General features: G+C 62.0%; 11 protein-coding genes and 1 tRNA gene. 5 read left to right on the top strand and 7 right to left on the bottom strand.

Annotated features, from left to right (window positions below):
- Positions 1-59: 59 nt before the first annotated feature.
- Positions 60-881: a MinD/ParA family protein gene (locus tag BSF40_RS12285; RefSeq protein ID WP_095965318.1), complete on the bottom strand. Its 822-nt coding sequence runs from the start codon at positions 879-881 to the stop codon at positions 60-62.
- Positions 882-1480: 599 nt separating this feature from the next.
- Positions 1481-1557: transfer RNA gene (locus BSF40_RS12275), tRNA-Val, on the bottom strand.
- 184 nt (positions 1558-1741) lie between these two features.
- On the opposite strand from BSF40_RS12275, the gene BSF40_RS12270 reads away from it, so the two are divergent.
- Positions 1742-3025, top strand: a complete 1284-nt coding sequence (locus BSF40_RS12270; RefSeq protein ID WP_095965317.1) for an FAD-binding oxidoreductase — start codon at positions 1742-1744, stop codon at positions 3023-3025.
- A 117-nt stretch (positions 3026-3142) separates the two neighbouring features.
- Here the strand turns inward: BSF40_RS12270 and BSF40_RS12265 are convergent, their stop codons facing one another.
- From BSF40_RS12265 to BSF40_RS12245, 5 genes are all read right to left on the bottom strand, one after another.
- Positions 3143-4114, bottom strand: coding sequence for an XdhC family protein (locus BSF40_RS12265; protein WP_095965316.1), 972 nt, complete (start codon positions 4112-4114; stop codon positions 3143-3145).
- A 1-nt stretch (position 4115) separates the two neighbouring features.
- The gene (locus BSF40_RS12260) at positions 4116-5354 is read right to left on the bottom strand and encodes a cytochrome c (protein ID WP_095965315.1); all 1239 of its coding nucleotides are present in this window, start codon (positions 5352-5354) and stop codon (positions 4116-4118) included.
- A gap of 2 nt (positions 5355-5356) precedes the next feature.
- Positions 5357-5896, bottom strand: a complete 540-nt coding sequence (locus BSF40_RS12255; protein WP_015095868.1) for a (2Fe-2S)-binding protein — start codon at positions 5894-5896, stop codon at positions 5357-5359.
- Entirely contained in the window at positions 5889-8720 is a 2832-nt protein-coding gene (locus BSF40_RS12250; protein ID WP_095965314.1) for a xanthine dehydrogenase family protein molybdopterin-binding subunit, read from the bottom strand. The genes BSF40_RS12255 and BSF40_RS12250 overlap by 8 nt, the downstream gene beginning before the upstream one ends.
- A 176-nt stretch (positions 8721-8896) precedes the next feature.
- Positions 8897-9838 carry a LysR family transcriptional regulator gene (locus BSF40_RS12245; protein ID WP_015095870.1) on the bottom strand — a complete coding sequence of 314 codons (942 nt, stop codon included), beginning with the start codon at positions 9836-9838 and terminating at the stop codon, positions 8897-8899.
- 125 nt (positions 9839-9963) lie between these two features.
- Here BSF40_RS12245 and BSF40_RS12240 point away from each other — a divergent pair, with 125 nt between their 5' ends.
- Genes BSF40_RS12240 through aldA form a run of 4 tightly spaced genes read left to right on the top strand, consistent with a single transcriptional unit; the run spans position 9964 to position 14745 of the window.
- Positions 9964-11259, top strand: coding sequence for an MFS transporter (locus BSF40_RS12240; RefSeq protein ID WP_095965313.1), 1296 nt, complete (start codon positions 9964-9966; stop codon positions 11257-11259).
- 33 nt (positions 11260-11292) lie between these two features.
- A complete protein-coding gene (gene rhmD, locus BSF40_RS12235; RefSeq protein WP_008047298.1) occupies positions 11293-12477 on the top strand; it encodes an L-rhamnonate dehydratase in 1185 nt (394 codons plus the stop codon).
- 14 nt (positions 12478-12491) lie between these two features.
- Entirely contained in the window at positions 12492-13292 is an 801-nt protein-coding gene (locus tag BSF40_RS12230) for an aldolase/citrate lyase family protein (RefSeq protein WP_095965312.1), read from the top strand.
- 19 nt (positions 13293-13311) lie between these two features.
- Positions 13312-14745 (top strand): aldehyde dehydrogenase, encoded by a 1434-nt coding sequence (aldA, locus tag BSF40_RS12225; RefSeq protein WP_095965311.1) that lies wholly within the window; start codon positions 13312-13314, stop codon positions 14743-14745.
- Positions 14746-14775 lie beyond the last annotated feature (30 nt).

The raw sequence follows: 14775 nt of genomic DNA, 5'->3' as shown, positions 1-14775 counted from the left end.
ACGAAGCCGATACTTTGTGAGCGCTCTGCATGAAATCCCATACGAACAGAAGAAAGATGTCACCCCCTCGAATTATCGACGAGTCGGTCAACGAAGAACTCCATATGCCCTCTGGGGGTAGCCAGCAAAGGCCAAGCGTCGACCAATAAAGCGATTTCCTGAAATGCCTGGGCGCACTTGGAGCGCGGAAAGTGTTCGTAGACTGCCCGCTGCTTCTGCACTGCCCTGCGCGCACATTCATCGTACGGAATCGCTCCCACATACCGCAGGGTTACGTCGAGGAAGCGATCGGTGACTTTGGCCAATTTAGCGAACAGCGCGCGACCTTCCGTCGGGCCCTGCACCATATTGACCAACACCCGAAAACGGTCCATTCCGTAATCACGATTAAGCAGTTTGATCAGTGCGTAGGCATCGGTGATCGAGGTCGGTTCGTCGCAGACCACCAGCATGACTTCGTGGGCCGCCCGGACGAGACTGACCACCGACGAGCCGATGCCCGCAGCTGTGTCAATCACCAGCACATCGAGACTGTCACCGATTTCACTGAAGGCCTGGATCAGGCCTGCGTGCTGAGCCGCCGACAAATGCACCATGCTCTGGATGCCAGAAGCCGCGGGGACGATTCGTATCCCGCCCGGACCGCGCAAAAGTACATCGGAAAGCTCACAGCGACCTTCGATTAAATCGGCAAGCGTGTACTGCTGGGAAAGCCCCAACAGGACATCGATATTCGCCAAGCCAAGATCGCCATCAAGCAATACGACTCGCCGTCCAAGTTTCGCCAGCGCCAATGATAGATTCACGGCCACAGTCGTCTTGCCGACGCCGCCCTTTCCGCCGGTCACGGCGATAACTTGTACAGAACGCACACTATCCATGTTATTGGTTCCCTTCCATGTGCAACGCGTGCGAGTAATCGCAAAATAATCCCAGGTACGCAATGGTAACCGAAAAGTGCAGACTCATAGCCACTATGCTGTATCACAGGATCACCAGAAACGCGGCAACCCACCACATGGCAATTTCGCGAACCACTTCGAGAAGTTTAGGGTTGAGGTGCCAGGCGTGTTCAAGCCGGACCTCAGGAGGGTCAGAAAGAGCACGGCATCAACAACCAGCAGGACATTCACCAGCGCCTACTGAAGAGCCTGATAAGCGCCGACTTTGAAACCGCCGCTCGCATGCTTTCGAGTGTCACGACACCTTACGAGATTACCGAAAAGATGTCGCAATTGGTCAGAGCCAAAAGCCTGAGGGCACTGGAACAGGAGCCTGGTGAGCCGGAAGACGAAATAATCGAGCCGGCCTCAATTACCACGGCTGAGCCACAGGCTCTGCGTTGCGCCTGGCGACGTTCACATTGCCGCGTGTGAACGGACCCTATATTTTGTGAACGTTTTGATGAAATCCAGGACAACAAAAAAGGGCCCACCTTTCGGTGAGCCCTTCCAGACCGCCCAGCAGAGCGGATTTTGTTTGGTAGGCGCGATTGGACTCGAACCAACGACCCCCACCATGTCAAGGTGGTGCTCTAACCAACTGAGCTACGTGCCTGCTGTGAGGCGGCATTCTACGGAATTCCGGAGGGGTGTCAACACCTTTTTTCGCGCTAACCCTATGAATATGCAAAATATTTAATTTTGCCGGTACAAAGAAGATTTTCCGGGTGGCTGGCGGGCGATTTTCAACTCGGGTAGGATCAACGCACTCGTAAAATATATTAAACAGAGGCTGCCGGATGGCTAACACTCCCTACCCAGAGTCCTACTACGCCGCATCGGCCAATGCGGTTCCGCCGCGCCCGGCGTTGCAGGATGACGTCGAGACCGATGTCTGTGTGATTGGCGCCGGTTACACGGGGCTGTCCTCTGCCCTGTTTCTGCTGGAGAACGGTTTCAAGGTCACGGTGCTTGAGGCCGCCAAGGTGGGTTTCGGGGCGTCCGGGCGTAATGGCGGGCAGATCGTTAACAGCTATAGCCGCGACATCGATGTCATCGAGCGCACAGTCGGCCCCAAGCAGGCTCAGTTGCTGGGGCAGATGGCGTTTGAAGGTGGCCGGATCATTCGTGAGCGGGTCGCCAGGTACAACATCCAGTGCGATTTGAAGGACGGTGGCGTGTTCGCCGCGATGACCGCCAAGCAGATGGGTCATCTGGAGTCGCAGAAGCGCCTGTGGGAGCGATTCGGCCACACCCAACTCGAGTTGATGGATCAGCGCCGCATTCGCGAAGTGGTGGCGTGTGATCAGTACGTCGGCGGGATGCTGGACATGAGTGGCGGCCACATCCACCCGCTCAACCTGGCGCTGGGTGAAGCGGCGGCGGTCGAGTCCCTGGGCGGGACGATCTACGAGCAGTCGCCGGCCGTGCGTATCGAGCGCGGTGCGAATCCGGTGGTGCACACGCCGCAGGGTAAGGTCCGGGCCAAATTCATCATAGTCGCCGGCAACGCTTATCTGGGTAATCTGGTGCCGGAACTGGCCGCCAAGTCGATGCCTTGCGGAACGCAGGTGATTACCACCGAGCCACTGGGCGATGAACTGGCGAAGACCCTGCTGCCTCAGGACTACTGTGTCGAAGACTGCAATTACCTGCTCGACTACTACCGCCTCAGCGGTGACAAGCGCCTGATTTTCGGCGGCGGCGTGGTGTACGGCGCGCGGGATCCGGCGAACATCGAAGCGATCATTCGACCGAAGATGCTCAAGGCCTTCCCGCAGCTCAAGGACGTGAAGATCGATTACGCGTGGACCGGTAACTTCCTGCTGACCCTGTCGCGCCTGCCTCAGGTCGGACGCCTGGGCGACAACATCTACTACTCCCAGGGCTGCAGCGGCCATGGCGTGACCTACACGCACCTGGCGGGCAAGGTGCTGGCCGAAGCGTTGCGCGGCCAGGCCGAGCGTTTTGACGCGTTTGCCGACCTGCCCCACTACCCGTTCCCTGGCGGACAAATGCTGCGTACGCCGTTTGCGGCATTGGGCGCCTGGTATTACGGATTGCGGGACAAGTTCGGGTACTAAGCGACACGCAATACATTGTAGGAGCGAGCCTGCTCGCGATATCGGTCTGGCAGCCAACGGATGTGTTGGATGTTACGACCTCATCGCGAGCAAGCTCGCTCCCACAGGTTTTGGGGGTTAGAGACGATCTCGTGGGATACCGCTGCGAATCCGCAGGATATCCGCCAGCACCGCCAGGGCAATCTCCGCCGGCGTCTTGCTGCCCAGGTTCAGCCCGATTGGCGCATGAATCCGCCCCAACTCGACCTCCCCCAGACCGCCGATGCGCCGCAAACGCTCGAAGCGCTTCTGCGAGGTCTGCAGGGAGCCCATCACACCGATATAGAACGCCTCGGTGCGAACCGCCTCCATCATCGCCAGGTCATCGATACGCGGGTCGTGGGTCAACGCCACCACCGCCGTGTCGCTGTGGCAGCCGCCGTCGGCGATGAACACCGACGGCAGTTGGCGGCGAATCTCCACGTTGTCCAGCACGACGCCTTCCAGCACTTCGTCCCGCGGATCGCACAGAATCACCTCGAAACCCAGGCCCACGGCAAATTCCGCGCAGGCCTGAGCCACACTGGAATAGCCGGCCAGCAACAAGCGCTGGGCCGCGCCGACACGCACACGCACGCGGTCGATTTCACGCTCGATACGCACACCCTGCTCACGATCATCGAACAGGCTGCGCGCACCGCTTTGCAGATCGACTTCGCGGATCAACCGACGTCGGCCCAACAGTGCCGACTCCAGCTCGCGCAGATGCGCCTGCACCTCGCAATCGGCATCAAGCTTCTCGACCAGCACATCCAGCACCCCGCCACAGGGCAGGCTGACGCGCGAACGTGGGTCGTCGCCTTCGCCGTAACGAACGACGCTGACCGGCTGCAGAAACGCGCCCTCGGCGACTCGCTCGAGAAAATCCTCCTCGACACAACCACCGGACAGCGAGCCAATCCAGTGCCCGTCAGTGTTCACCGCCAGCAGCGAACCCGGTGCGCGCGGTGCCGAGCCGTACGTGGCCAGCACCGTGCACAGCCAGATGCGCTGACCGGCCGTCGACCACTCCAGCGCCCGGCGCACCACTTGCAGATCGAGATGCTGCATATCAGTGCGCCTTGTGCTCGAGCGGCGGCGCATCGGCCCGCAACGCCTGCACGTCGTTCACCGCCAGGTCATTGGGCTGACCACCCCAGCCCTGACGCAGGTAGTTCAGCAGATCCGTGAGTTGCCCGTCGCTCAACTTCTCGGCGAAGCCCGGCATCGGCTGCATGTGCTCGAACCCGGAGAACTTCTGCTCACCGATACCGTCGTCGATCACCCGCAGCAGGTTGCGCGGGTCTTCCAGGCGCAACGTGGTGTTGCCGCGCATGGCGACGGCGATGTGCGGCTTGCCCTCGCCGCCCGGCGCATGGCAACCGGCGCAGACGTTCAAATATTCCTGACGGCCACGCTGGGCACTCGGGCTCAGTTTGTCCAACGGCACTTCGGTGAGCACTTTCGCCGCTGGCGGCTGATCGCCGAGCAGGAAGGTCGCCATCGCCGCCAGATCCGCATCGCTGAGGCCTTGAGTGCTGTTGTGGAACACCGGGAACATCTCGTTGAACATCGTGCCCTGGGCGCTCATGCCGTGCTTGAGGAACGAGCTCAGGTCCTGATGGTTCCAGCCACGGGCCGCCAGGTCAGTGGCCAGCAGGCTTGGCGCCAGATAACCATTGAGAATGCCGCCGGTCATGCGCTTGTCCTGCTGCATCGCACCCGGCAAGCCACGCGGGGTGTGGCACTCGCCACAGTGACCGAGCACGTCGACCATGTACTGGCCGCGCTTCCAGGCTTCGCTTTTGCCTTCGGCAGACTCCAGCTTCACATCCTTGCCGTACATCATGTTCCAGCCCATCAGGCCCAGGCGCACGTTGAACGGAAAGCTCAGGCGGGTGACGGGGGCGGCGCGCTCGATCGGCTCGACGGTTTTCAGGTAGGCATGAATCGCATCGGAATCGGCGCGCGGCATCAGGTGATACGAAGTGTACGGCATCGCCGGATACAGGTTCGCGCCATCGCGGCGTTTGCCTTCGGTCAGCGCGGCGAAGAACTCGTCATCGCTGTACAGGCCGATGCCGTGTTCTTTGCTCGGGGTGATGTTGGTGCCGTAGATCGTGCCGAACGGCGACACGATCGGCAGGCCGCCCGCATAGGGTGCACCACCCGGCGCGGTGTGGCAGGCCATGCAATCGGCGGCGCGGGCAAGGTACGCGCCTTGCTTGACCTGCGCCTCATCGGCGTGGGCCAGCAACACAGGCGCAGCCAGGCCGACCGCCAGCGTCAGGCGGGACAATAGTGACTTCATGCTTAACCCTCCTTGACCAGGCCGAGATCAGTCAGCACGTTGCGGGTGGCGCTGTAGTAGCGCACGTACCCGGTGCAACGGCAGATGTGATGACCGAGGCTGTCCTCGATGACTTTTTCCAGCTGGCTTTTGACGATCGGCTGACGCTGCAGCTTTTCCACCAGCACGGTCGCGGCATTGACGAAGCCTGGTGCGCAGTAACTGCACTGGAAGGCGAATTCGTCGACGAAGCGCTGCTGGATCGGGTTCAGCTCGGTGACCTTGCCCTGCTCGTCGCAGGTCGCATGGCCTTCGATGGTCCGCACTTTCTTGCCTTCGAAATAGTGCGCACCGGTGATGCAGGTGCGCACTTCTTCGCTGGTGCCATCGGGGTTGTCGACGATCACCACGCAGGCGTGACAGATGCCCTGGCCGCAACCCAGGCGCGAACCGGTGAGGTTCTTGTATTCGTGCAGGTAGTCGATCATCGGCAGGTCATCAGGGATGTCCACCGGGCCGACGGATTGACCGTTGAGGGTCAGTTGAAGCGGACGGTTAGCCATTGAGGGCCTCCTTGATGCGTGCAGAAGTGATAGGCAGGTCGCGGACACGTTTACCGATGGCATGGGCCACGGCATTGCCGATGGCACCGACCACCGGAATCATCACCACTTCGGCGATGCCCTTGGACGGGTCGCTTGGCGAGAGTGGCGGCAGGATCTCCGCCGTCTGCTTCCACACCGCAACATGCCGCGCCATGGGCAGGCGGTAACGGTTGAAGTTCCAGTCACCCTCCCCCGGCCCGCCTTCGTACAGCGGCATTTCTTCCATCAGCGCATGGCCGATGCCCATGGCGATGCCGCCCTCGAGCTGGCCCTTGACCAGTTCCGGCACCAGCACACGACCGCACTCGACCCACGAGTGATGGTTGAGTACCGACACCTCGTTCGAACCCTTGTTGACCTTCACTTCCACCAGCGTCGCCACCGGGCTGTAGTAAGTCACTGCCGCGTTGTTCAACTGAGTTGCCGGATAGGCGATGCTCTGCCGGTCCAGCAAATGGAAACCGGCGCTGTTCATCTGCGCCTTCTTCGCTTTCGGTGCACCGTCGCCGTACTTCACGGCCAGGCCATCGAGCGGCAAGCGCTCACGCACGCCGTCGATGCTGAACTCGGCCTCGGCCCAGCTCCAGCGGTTGAAACCGTGCACCGTGGCGCCGCTCACCAGGCCGCGCTCGTGAACACGCTTGGCCAGCATGGCGAACGGCAATGGTTCCATGCCGTTGGCGGTGAGTTTGCCATCGACCCAATGGGCATCTTCGCGGCGCACCACGTAAGGGTTGGCCTGACCGCCGTAAGGGCCTTGGCGCCAGATCTCCATCGCCGCCGGCCACAGGCCGTGGTTGAACAGCACGCGTGCCGCTTCACGGGTGGCGTGGCTGAAGTAGTACGCCGAGTTGGTGGCCGACGATGCCGAAGCCACCTTGCCGACCCAACGCGGGTTGCGCAGGACATTATCCTGTTCGGCCTGGCTCATGATGTACGGGTTGCCGCTGCTGATCAGCTGCAACTCTTTCCATTCGGTTTCACCGGTCTTCACTTCGTGCGCCGGGACACCAAGGAAATCGGCCACGACCATGGCCTGCGAGGTCGACATGCCGGTGCCGATCTCGATACCGATGTGGCGCAGGCTGATGCGACCTTCGGCGGTGAATTCAATGCTGGCCATCGGCGCTTCGGAACCGGTGCCGAAGTCTTTCTGGCAGATGGCAAAACCCACCCCGTACCAGTTATCCGGATCGGCGGCTTCGCGTTGTTTCTTGAGCGCGTCGCGGTTTTTCCAGACTTCGTGGACAGCGGCCTTGTCGAGAATCTCGTGCAGGCGCAAGGCACCGGCCGGGATCGCGCCCTGGGTGTTTTTCATGCCCGAGCGCAGCGCGTTCTTGCGGCGCAGTTCAATGGCATCGATACCGAGGCGATCGGCGATTTCGTCAACCATCATTTCGGTCGACGCCATGCTCTGCAGGGTGCCGTAGCCACGCATCGACCCGGCTTCTACCGCACGGGAATGGTAAGCCGTGACCTGCAGGTCGTTCTGCGGCATGTAATAGATCGATTGCGCGGCCGTGGCGCCCACCGCCGCCACCGACGGGCTGTAGTTGATTCGCCCGCCACCGTCGACGCTCATTTCAGCGCGGAAGATCTTGAAACTGTGGTCGTTCTTGTCCACCGCCAACTGGTAGCGAATGTCGAACGGGTGACGCTTGATGCCGCTCTGGAACTGCTCGTAGCGGTCGTTGGCCAGGCGCACCGGCACACCGGCGCCGTACAACGCGGCCAGCGCTGCGTAGTAGACGAAAATGTTGTGGTCTTTGGAGCCGTAACCGACGGTGTAACCGGGGTGCATGTTCAGGTTGGCCAGGCCGAAACGCGACGGCGCGATCATCTTCGCGGTCTCGGTCGCGGTTTCCAGCGGGCACTGGGTGGCGACAACGAAATGCAAGGTCTTGGTGGCCGGGTCGTACCAGCCGTTGCCGTTGTCCGGCTCCAGGGCGGCCGGCTCGATCGATGGGGTCTTGTAGCGCTCGTCGAACACCAGCCAGTTGTCCGGCGGCGTATCGATCTGCTGCTTCATGCGCTCGGCGTAGAACAACCCGCGCTCAGTCAGGTTGCCGTGCAGGTTCGGCTGGGAGTTCCACACCGGACGACGGTTTTTCAGCATCGGGAACAGGATCGAATCCTTGAGGCTGGCGAATTCGTCTTCGTCGGCCGAGGTCGCACCGCCGACGCGCACGTAGCGGAAGCTGCCGTATGGATCGCCTTCATAGAACGGCACTTTATCGCCGTAGCGGATGGCCTTGTCATTGAACTTGAGCTGGTTCTTGGCCTGACGGAAGCGCTCGAAGTCGTTCCAGATCAGGATCGCCACCGGGTGCCCGATGAACATCGGCACCTTGCCGGCCGGCAACAACGGATCCGGGGCGTGTTCCTCAGGGAACACGATACCGTCCTTGACCAGGTCTTCGGCGGTGACGATGCGGTCCGGCTGCAACCCGGCGCCCAGCCACGACAGGTCGATGCCTGCGAAGATGTGGTCGGCCTTGATGGTTTTGAGCAGCATGGCGTGGCCTTGCTGCTGCGGCCAGCCCGGCATGTCCTTGGCGCGGATGTCGCGGGCAAAGACCTTGCTGCCGCAGACCTTGGACAAGGCATCGTTACGGGCGCGCGCCTGGCCATTGTTGCCGAGCCACTGCTCGGACGGCACGGTCACGCTGTTTTCCATCAAGGCGGCCAGCGCCTGGCTGCTCAATGGCGTGAGCGTCACGCTCACACCCGCTACCAGCCCGCCCTGAAGGAACGAGCGCCGGGATATATCACGGTTGGACATGGATCATCCTCTGGGCGGTTATGGGGTCCGCCCTTCTGGTTATGTACTGGAAATCTCGAGTCGTGCAGAAGCCCTTTTCGACGATGCAAAGGGCTGTTGTTGACAGTGCAAAGCTGACCGAAAGGTTAAGTTTATAGGCTTATGCCTTCGCGGAAAACTAAAAACTGACCAAGGAATCAAAAAACCGCGACTTTTCGACGCAGCAGTTCGATGAACAACCCCAACTCCCGGCTGATGTGCTCGCCCTTGCGCAACAACAACCCGAATGGCGCCATCTGCACATCCAGTTCCACCGGTAACGCCACCACCAGGCCCATTTTAAGATAGTCGCGCAATGCGGTTTCCGACAGGACCATGATCGCGTCGGTCAGCTGAATCAGTTGCTGCATGGAGTACACCGAACTGCATTCGATGATGTCCGCCGGTAGCGGCAAGGCTAACCGCTGCAACGCCTGATCCAGGCCGATGCGCGCCGGACTGGTTTCCGGTTGCAGGATCCACGGCCAACCGCTGACCAGCTCCGCCATGTCCAGTTTTTTGCGCCGGGCCAGCGGGTGGCCGGCGTGCACCACCACCAGCAAGCGTTCGTTACCCAATTGCTCGAAGACGTAATGCTCACTGTCGGTGGCAGCATTGCGCCGGGCGATGGCAAGGTCGATGCGGCCCTGTTCCAGCAACTGGATCACCTGGTCGCTGGTGTCGCCCATGATACGAATCCGCAGCTGCGGATTGAGCGCCTTGATCTCGGCAATCGAATCCATGACCAGGCCTGGCGCCGCGCCCATGATGGTACCGATCGACAGATAGCCGTAGCCGCCCTGCTGCCGCGCCATCAGGTCCTCGGCACAACGGTCCAGACCACTGATGGCCGACTCGGCAAAGCGAATCAGCTCCTGGCCCAGCGCTGTCGGGCGCATCCCCCGCGGCAGGCGCTCGAACAGATCGCAGCCGAACATGTCTTCAATCTCATGGAGCATGCGGGTTGCCGCCGGTTGCGACATGTTCAGGCTTTGCGAAGCGCGGTGCAGGTTCTGGCTGGAGCTGAGCGTCACCAGCATGTGCAGATGCTTGTAGCGCAAGCGATTGAGCAGGCTGCGGGAGATGATCGGCGTGGTCATGGCGGGCCTTTTTTATCGATACCCTCAAGGTATCAGTTGTGAGCTAGATTCGATTTGTAACGCATCGATCAGCGGCCGTACAGTCTTCCCCATAAGAACAAATGCCCTACCAAAGGAAAACTGCGATGAAGACTCTACCCGCGCCTCTGCTCGCCAAAATTTCCTGGCGGCTACTCCCGTTTCTCCTGCTGATGTACATCATGGCCTTCCTCGACCGCGCCAACGTCGGGTTCGCCAAGCAAGCCTTTCAAGCCGACACCAACATCAGCGATGCCGCCTTCGCCTTCGGCGCCGGGGTGTTCTTCGTGGGCTACGCGTTGCTTGAAGTGCCGAGCAACCTGATCCTGCACCGCGTCGGCGCCCGCCTGTGGATGTGCCGGATCATGGTCACCTGGGGCCTGGTCTCTGCGGCCATGGTCTTCGCCCACACAGAAACCAGCTTCTACATCCTGCGCTTCCTGCTGGGCGTGGCCGAAGCCGGCTTCTTCCCCGGCGTGATCCTTTACCTCACCTACTGGTTCCCCAGCGCCGCGCGCGGCAAGGCCATGGGTTTCTTCTATTTCGGTGCGCCGCTGGTGTTCATCTTCGGCAGCCCGCTGTCCGGCCTGCTGCTGGAACTGGACGGCTTCGCCGGCTTCCACGGCTGGCAGTGGCTGTTTGCCGTTGAAGGCCTGATGGCGACGGCGGTGGGCATCTGGGCCTACTGGTACCTGGACAACCGGCCGGCCGACGCCAAATGGCTGACCGTCGAGGAACGCCAGCAAGTACAAAGCCTGCTCGATCAGGAAGACAGCCATAAACAGAACCACGGCCGCAGCCTGCTCAACGTCATTTGCCAACCCTCGGTGCTGTACCTGTGCCTGATCTACCTGTTGATCCAGGCCAGTGTCTACGGCGTGGTGTTTTACCTGCCAAGCCAGGTCGGCGGACTGCTGGGGACCAAGGTCGGGTTGATGGTCGGCCTGGTCACGGCGATTCCATGGATCTGCGCCTTGATCGCCGCCTACCTGATCCCCGGCTACAGCGACCGCACCGGCGAACGCCGCCGCACCGCGTGCCTGACCTTGCTGATGGCCGCCGCCGGGATCGCCTGCTCGGTGACCTTCAGCAATCCGCTGCTGGGGATCATCGCCCTGTGTTTTGCCGCCTCAGGCTTCATCGCGGTGCAACCGGTGTTCTGGACCTTCCCCTCCAGCTACCTCGCCGGCAGCGCCGCCGCGGCCGGGATCGCCCTGATCAACTCGTTCGGCGCCCTCGGCGGCTTCATCGCCCCCATCCTGAAGAACTGGGCCGAAGGCGCTTTCCATTCACCGGCAGCAGGCTTGTACGTGCTGGCCGTGACCACCGTCATCGCCGCGTTGCTGGTGCTGGGCGTACGCGCGCCCGGCCATGAAGCCTCGAACAAACCGGCCACCGTTTAAACCTGACCGCCGTTTAACAAAAGGAATCACACCATGGGCATTCCAACCATCAAACACGTCCGCGCTTTCACCCTGCGTGGCGGCGGCGCGGACTATCACGACCAGGCCGACGGCCACTGGATCGACGATCACATTGCCACGCCGATGAGCAAATACCCCGAGTATCGCCAGAGCCGCCGCACCTTCGGCATCAACGTGCTCGGCACCCTGGTGGTGGAGATCGAGGCCAGCGACGGCACCGTCGGTTTTGCCGTGACCACGGGCGGCGAGCCGGCCGCCTACATTGTCGAGAAGCACCTGGCGCGCTTCCTTGAAGGCGCCCGGGTCACCGACATCGAAAAAATCTGGGACCAGATGTACCAGTCGACCCTGTATTACGGGCGCAAGGGCATCGTCATCAACACGATCTCCGGCGTCGACCTGGCGCTGTGGGATTTGCTCGGCAAGATCCGCCAGGAGCCCGTGCACCAGTTGCTCGGCGGTGCGGTGCGCGACGAATTGCAGTTCTACGCCACCGGCGCCCGTCCGGACCTGGCGCAGAAAATGGGCTTCATCGGCGGCAAGATGCCGCTGCACCACGGCCCGGCCGAAGGCGAAGAAGGCCTGCGCAAAAACCTCGAAGAACTGGCGACCATGCGCGAGCGTGTCGGCCCGGACTTCTGGCTGATGCTCGATTGCTGGATGAGCCTGGACCTCAACTACGCCACCAGACTGGCGGTCGGCGCCCACGAACATGGCTTGAAATGGATCGAAGAGGCCCTGCCGCCGGACGATTACTGGGGCTACGCCGCCCTGCGCAACAACGTGCCCAAGGGCATGCTGGTGACCACCGGCGAACATGAAGCCACGCGCTGGGGCTTCCGCATGCTGCTGGAGATGGGCTGCTGCGACATCATTCAGCCGGATGTCGGCTGGTGCGGCGGGATCACTGAACTGGTGAAGATCTCGGCCCTGGCCGACGCCCACAACGCGCTGGTCATCCCCCACGGCTCTTCGGTGTACAGCTACCACTTCGTCGCCACCCGGCATAACAGCCCGTTCGCCGAGTTCCTGATGATGGCGCCGAAGGCTGACGAAGTAGTGCCGATGTTCCACCCGCAATTGCTCGGCGAACCGGTGCCGGTCAATGGCCGCATGCGCCTGTCCGCACTCGACCAGCCAGGTTTCGGCGTGACCCTCAACCCGGAATGCCAACTGCATCGGCCGTATAACCGCTGAGAAAGGAGTTCGTGATGAACATGCCGCACAACGCGTTCAAGGCCGCACTGAACAACAGCCAAACCCGGTACGGCATCTGGGCCGGGTTCGCCACCGGCTACGCCGCCGAGATCGTCGCCACCACCGGTTACGACTGGATGCTGATCGATGGCGAGCACGCGCCCAACACCGTGCCCGGCGTACTCGCCCAGTTGCAGGCCGTGGCGCCTTACTCGACTGCGCCAGTGGTGCGCGCGGTGAACGGCGATGCCAACCTGATCAAGCAACTGCTGGATATCGGCGCGCAGACGCTGATGATCCCGATGGTCGAAACCGCCGAACAGGCACAGGCGCTGGTGCGTGCCATGCGCTACCCGCCCCACGGCATTCGCGGGGTCGGCGGCGGCCTGACCCGGGCCACGCGCTGGGACGCTGTGCCGGATTACCTGAATACCGCCCACGAACAACTGTGCCTGATCGTGCAGGTGGAATCGCGCACCGGCGTGGAAAACGTCGCTGCGATTGCCGCCGTCGAGGGCGTGGATGCGGTGTTTATCGGGCCGGCGGATTTGTCGATCGGCCTGGGTCACGCCGGCAACCCCGGCCACCCGCAAGTCCAGGAGCGGATTCAACACGCCGTGAACGCCACACTGGCGGCCGGCAAGGCCTGCGGCATTCTCGCACCCAACGAAGAAGACGCCCGCCGCTACCAGCGCTGGGGCTGCCAGTTCATTGCAGTGGCCATCGACATCAGCCTGCTGCGCCAAGGCGCCATGGCCACCCTCGCCCGCTACCGCGAACCTGCCACCCCTCAAGCGCCGTCACGCACTTACTGATCTGCCAAGGAGTCGCACCATGTCATCCGTGCCTGTTTACGAAAACTTCATCAACGGCCAATTCGTGGCCAGCGCTGCCCACCTCGATGTGATCAACCCGGCCACCGGCGCCGTGCTGTCGAAAGTCCCGGCCTCGACCGCCGAGGACGTCGACCGCGCCCTCGCCGCCGCCCGCGCCGCGCAGAAAGACTGGGCGCGCAAACCGGCGAATGACCGCGCCGGCTACTTGCGCCGGATCGCCGCGAAACTGCGGGAAAACGTCTCGCACCTGGCGCGCACCATCACCCTGGAGCAAGGCAAGATCAGCGGGCTGGCAGAAGTCGAAGTCAATTTCACCGCCGACTACCTCGACTACATGGCCGAATGGGCACGGCGCATCGAAGGCGAAATCATCACCAGCGACCGCCAGAACGAAAACATCTTCCTGTTGCGCAAACCACTGGGCGTGGTGGCCGGGATCCTGCCATGGAATTTCCCCTTCTTCCTGATTGCCCGAAAAATGGCCCCGGCCCTGCTGACCGGCAACACCATCGTCATCAAGCCCAGCGAAGAAACCCCGAACAACTGCTTCGAATTTGCCCGGCTGGTCGCCGAAACCGACCTGCCGCCCGGCGTGTTCAACGTGGTCTGCGGTGACGGCCGAGTCGGCGCGGCACTGAGCGCGCACAAGGGCGTGGACATGATCAGCTTCACCGGCAGCGTCGACACCGGCTCACGGATCATGGCCGCCGCCGCGCCGAACATCACCAAGCTCAACCTGGAACTGGGCGGCAAGGCGCCGGCCATTGTGCTGGCGGATGCAGACCTCGACCTGGCGGTCCGGGCGATCCGCGATTCGCGGATCATCAACAGCGGCCAGGTGTGCAATTGCGCCGAGCGGGTCTATGTCGAGCGCAAGGTGGCGGATCAGTTCATCGAACGCATCGCGGCGGCCATGAGTGCAACGCGCTATGGCGATCCGATTGCCCAGCCCGACGTGGAGATGGGCCCGCTGATCAACCGCCAGGGGCTGGACAGCGTCAACCGCAAAGTCCGCACCGCGTTGAGCCAGGGCGCCAGCCTGATCAGTGGCGGGCAAGTGGCCGACCTGCCCATTGGCTTCCACTTCCAGCCCACTGTTTTAGCCGGTTGTCGCGCCGACATGGAGATCATGCGCGAAGAGATTTTCGGGCCAGTGCTGCCGATCCAGATAATCGACGACCTGGACGAAGCCATCGCCCTGGCCAACGATTGCGACTATGGCCTGACTTCGTCGATCTACACCCGTGACCTCAGCAAAACCCTGCAGGCGATGCGCGAGCTGGATTTTGGCGAAACCTATGTCAATCGCGAGAATTTCGAAGCCATGCAGGGGTTCCATGCCGGTGTGCGCAAGTCCGGCATCGGCGGCGCGGATGGCAAGCACGGGCTGTACGAATACACCCATACCCACGCGGTGTATTTGCAAGGCTGAGTCAGGCACTTTCTGTGAAGGGCAGGCGCC

The organism is Pseudomonas sp. ACN5 (assembly GCF_002303975.1).
GTDB lineage: Bacteria > Pseudomonadota > Gammaproteobacteria > Pseudomonadales > Pseudomonadaceae > Aquipseudomonas > Aquipseudomonas laurylsulfatiphila.
Note: the sequence above shows the minus strand (reverse complement) of the source record. Positions and strands in the feature narration are given on the sequence as shown.

Bases quoted from the DNA above. Each gene is read 5' to 3' on its own strand.
- BSF40_RS12285 (WP_095965318.1), bottom strand. From the start codon at position 881: ATGGATAGTGTGCGTTCTGTACAAGTTATCGCCGTGACCGGCGGAAAG.
- BSF40_RS12270 (WP_095965317.1), top strand. From the start codon at position 1,742: ATGGCTAACACTCCCTACCCAGAGTCCTACTACGCCGCATCGGCCAAT.
- BSF40_RS12265 (WP_095965316.1), bottom strand. From the start codon at position 4,114: ATGCAGCATCTCGATCTGCAAGTGGTGCGCCGGGCGCTGGAGTGGTCG.
- BSF40_RS12260 (WP_095965315.1), bottom strand. From the start codon at position 5,354: ATGAAGTCACTATTGTCCCGCCTGACGCTGGCGGTCGGCCTGGCTGCG.
- BSF40_RS12255 (WP_015095868.1), bottom strand. From the start codon at position 5,896: ATGGCTAACCGTCCGCTTCAACTGACCCTCAACGGTCAATCCGTCGGC.
- BSF40_RS12250 (WP_095965314.1), bottom strand. From the start codon at position 8,720: ATGTCCAACCGTGATATATCCCGGCGCTCGTTCCTTCAGGGCGGGCTG.
- BSF40_RS12245 (WP_015095870.1), bottom strand. From the start codon at position 9,838: ATGACCACGCCGATCATCTCCCGCAGCCTGCTCAATCGCTTGCGCTAC.
- BSF40_RS12240 (WP_095965313.1), top strand. From the start codon at position 9,964: ATGAAGACTCTACCCGCGCCTCTGCTCGCCAAAATTTCCTGGCGGCTA.
- rhmD (WP_008047298.1), top strand. From the start codon at position 11,293: ATGGGCATTCCAACCATCAAACACGTCCGCGCTTTCACCCTGCGTGGC.
- BSF40_RS12230 (WP_095965312.1), top strand. From the start codon at position 12,492: ATGAACATGCCGCACAACGCGTTCAAGGCCGCACTGAACAACAGCCAA.
- aldA (WP_095965311.1), top strand. From the start codon at position 13,312: ATGTCATCCGTGCCTGTTTACGAAAACTTCATCAACGGCCAATTCGTG.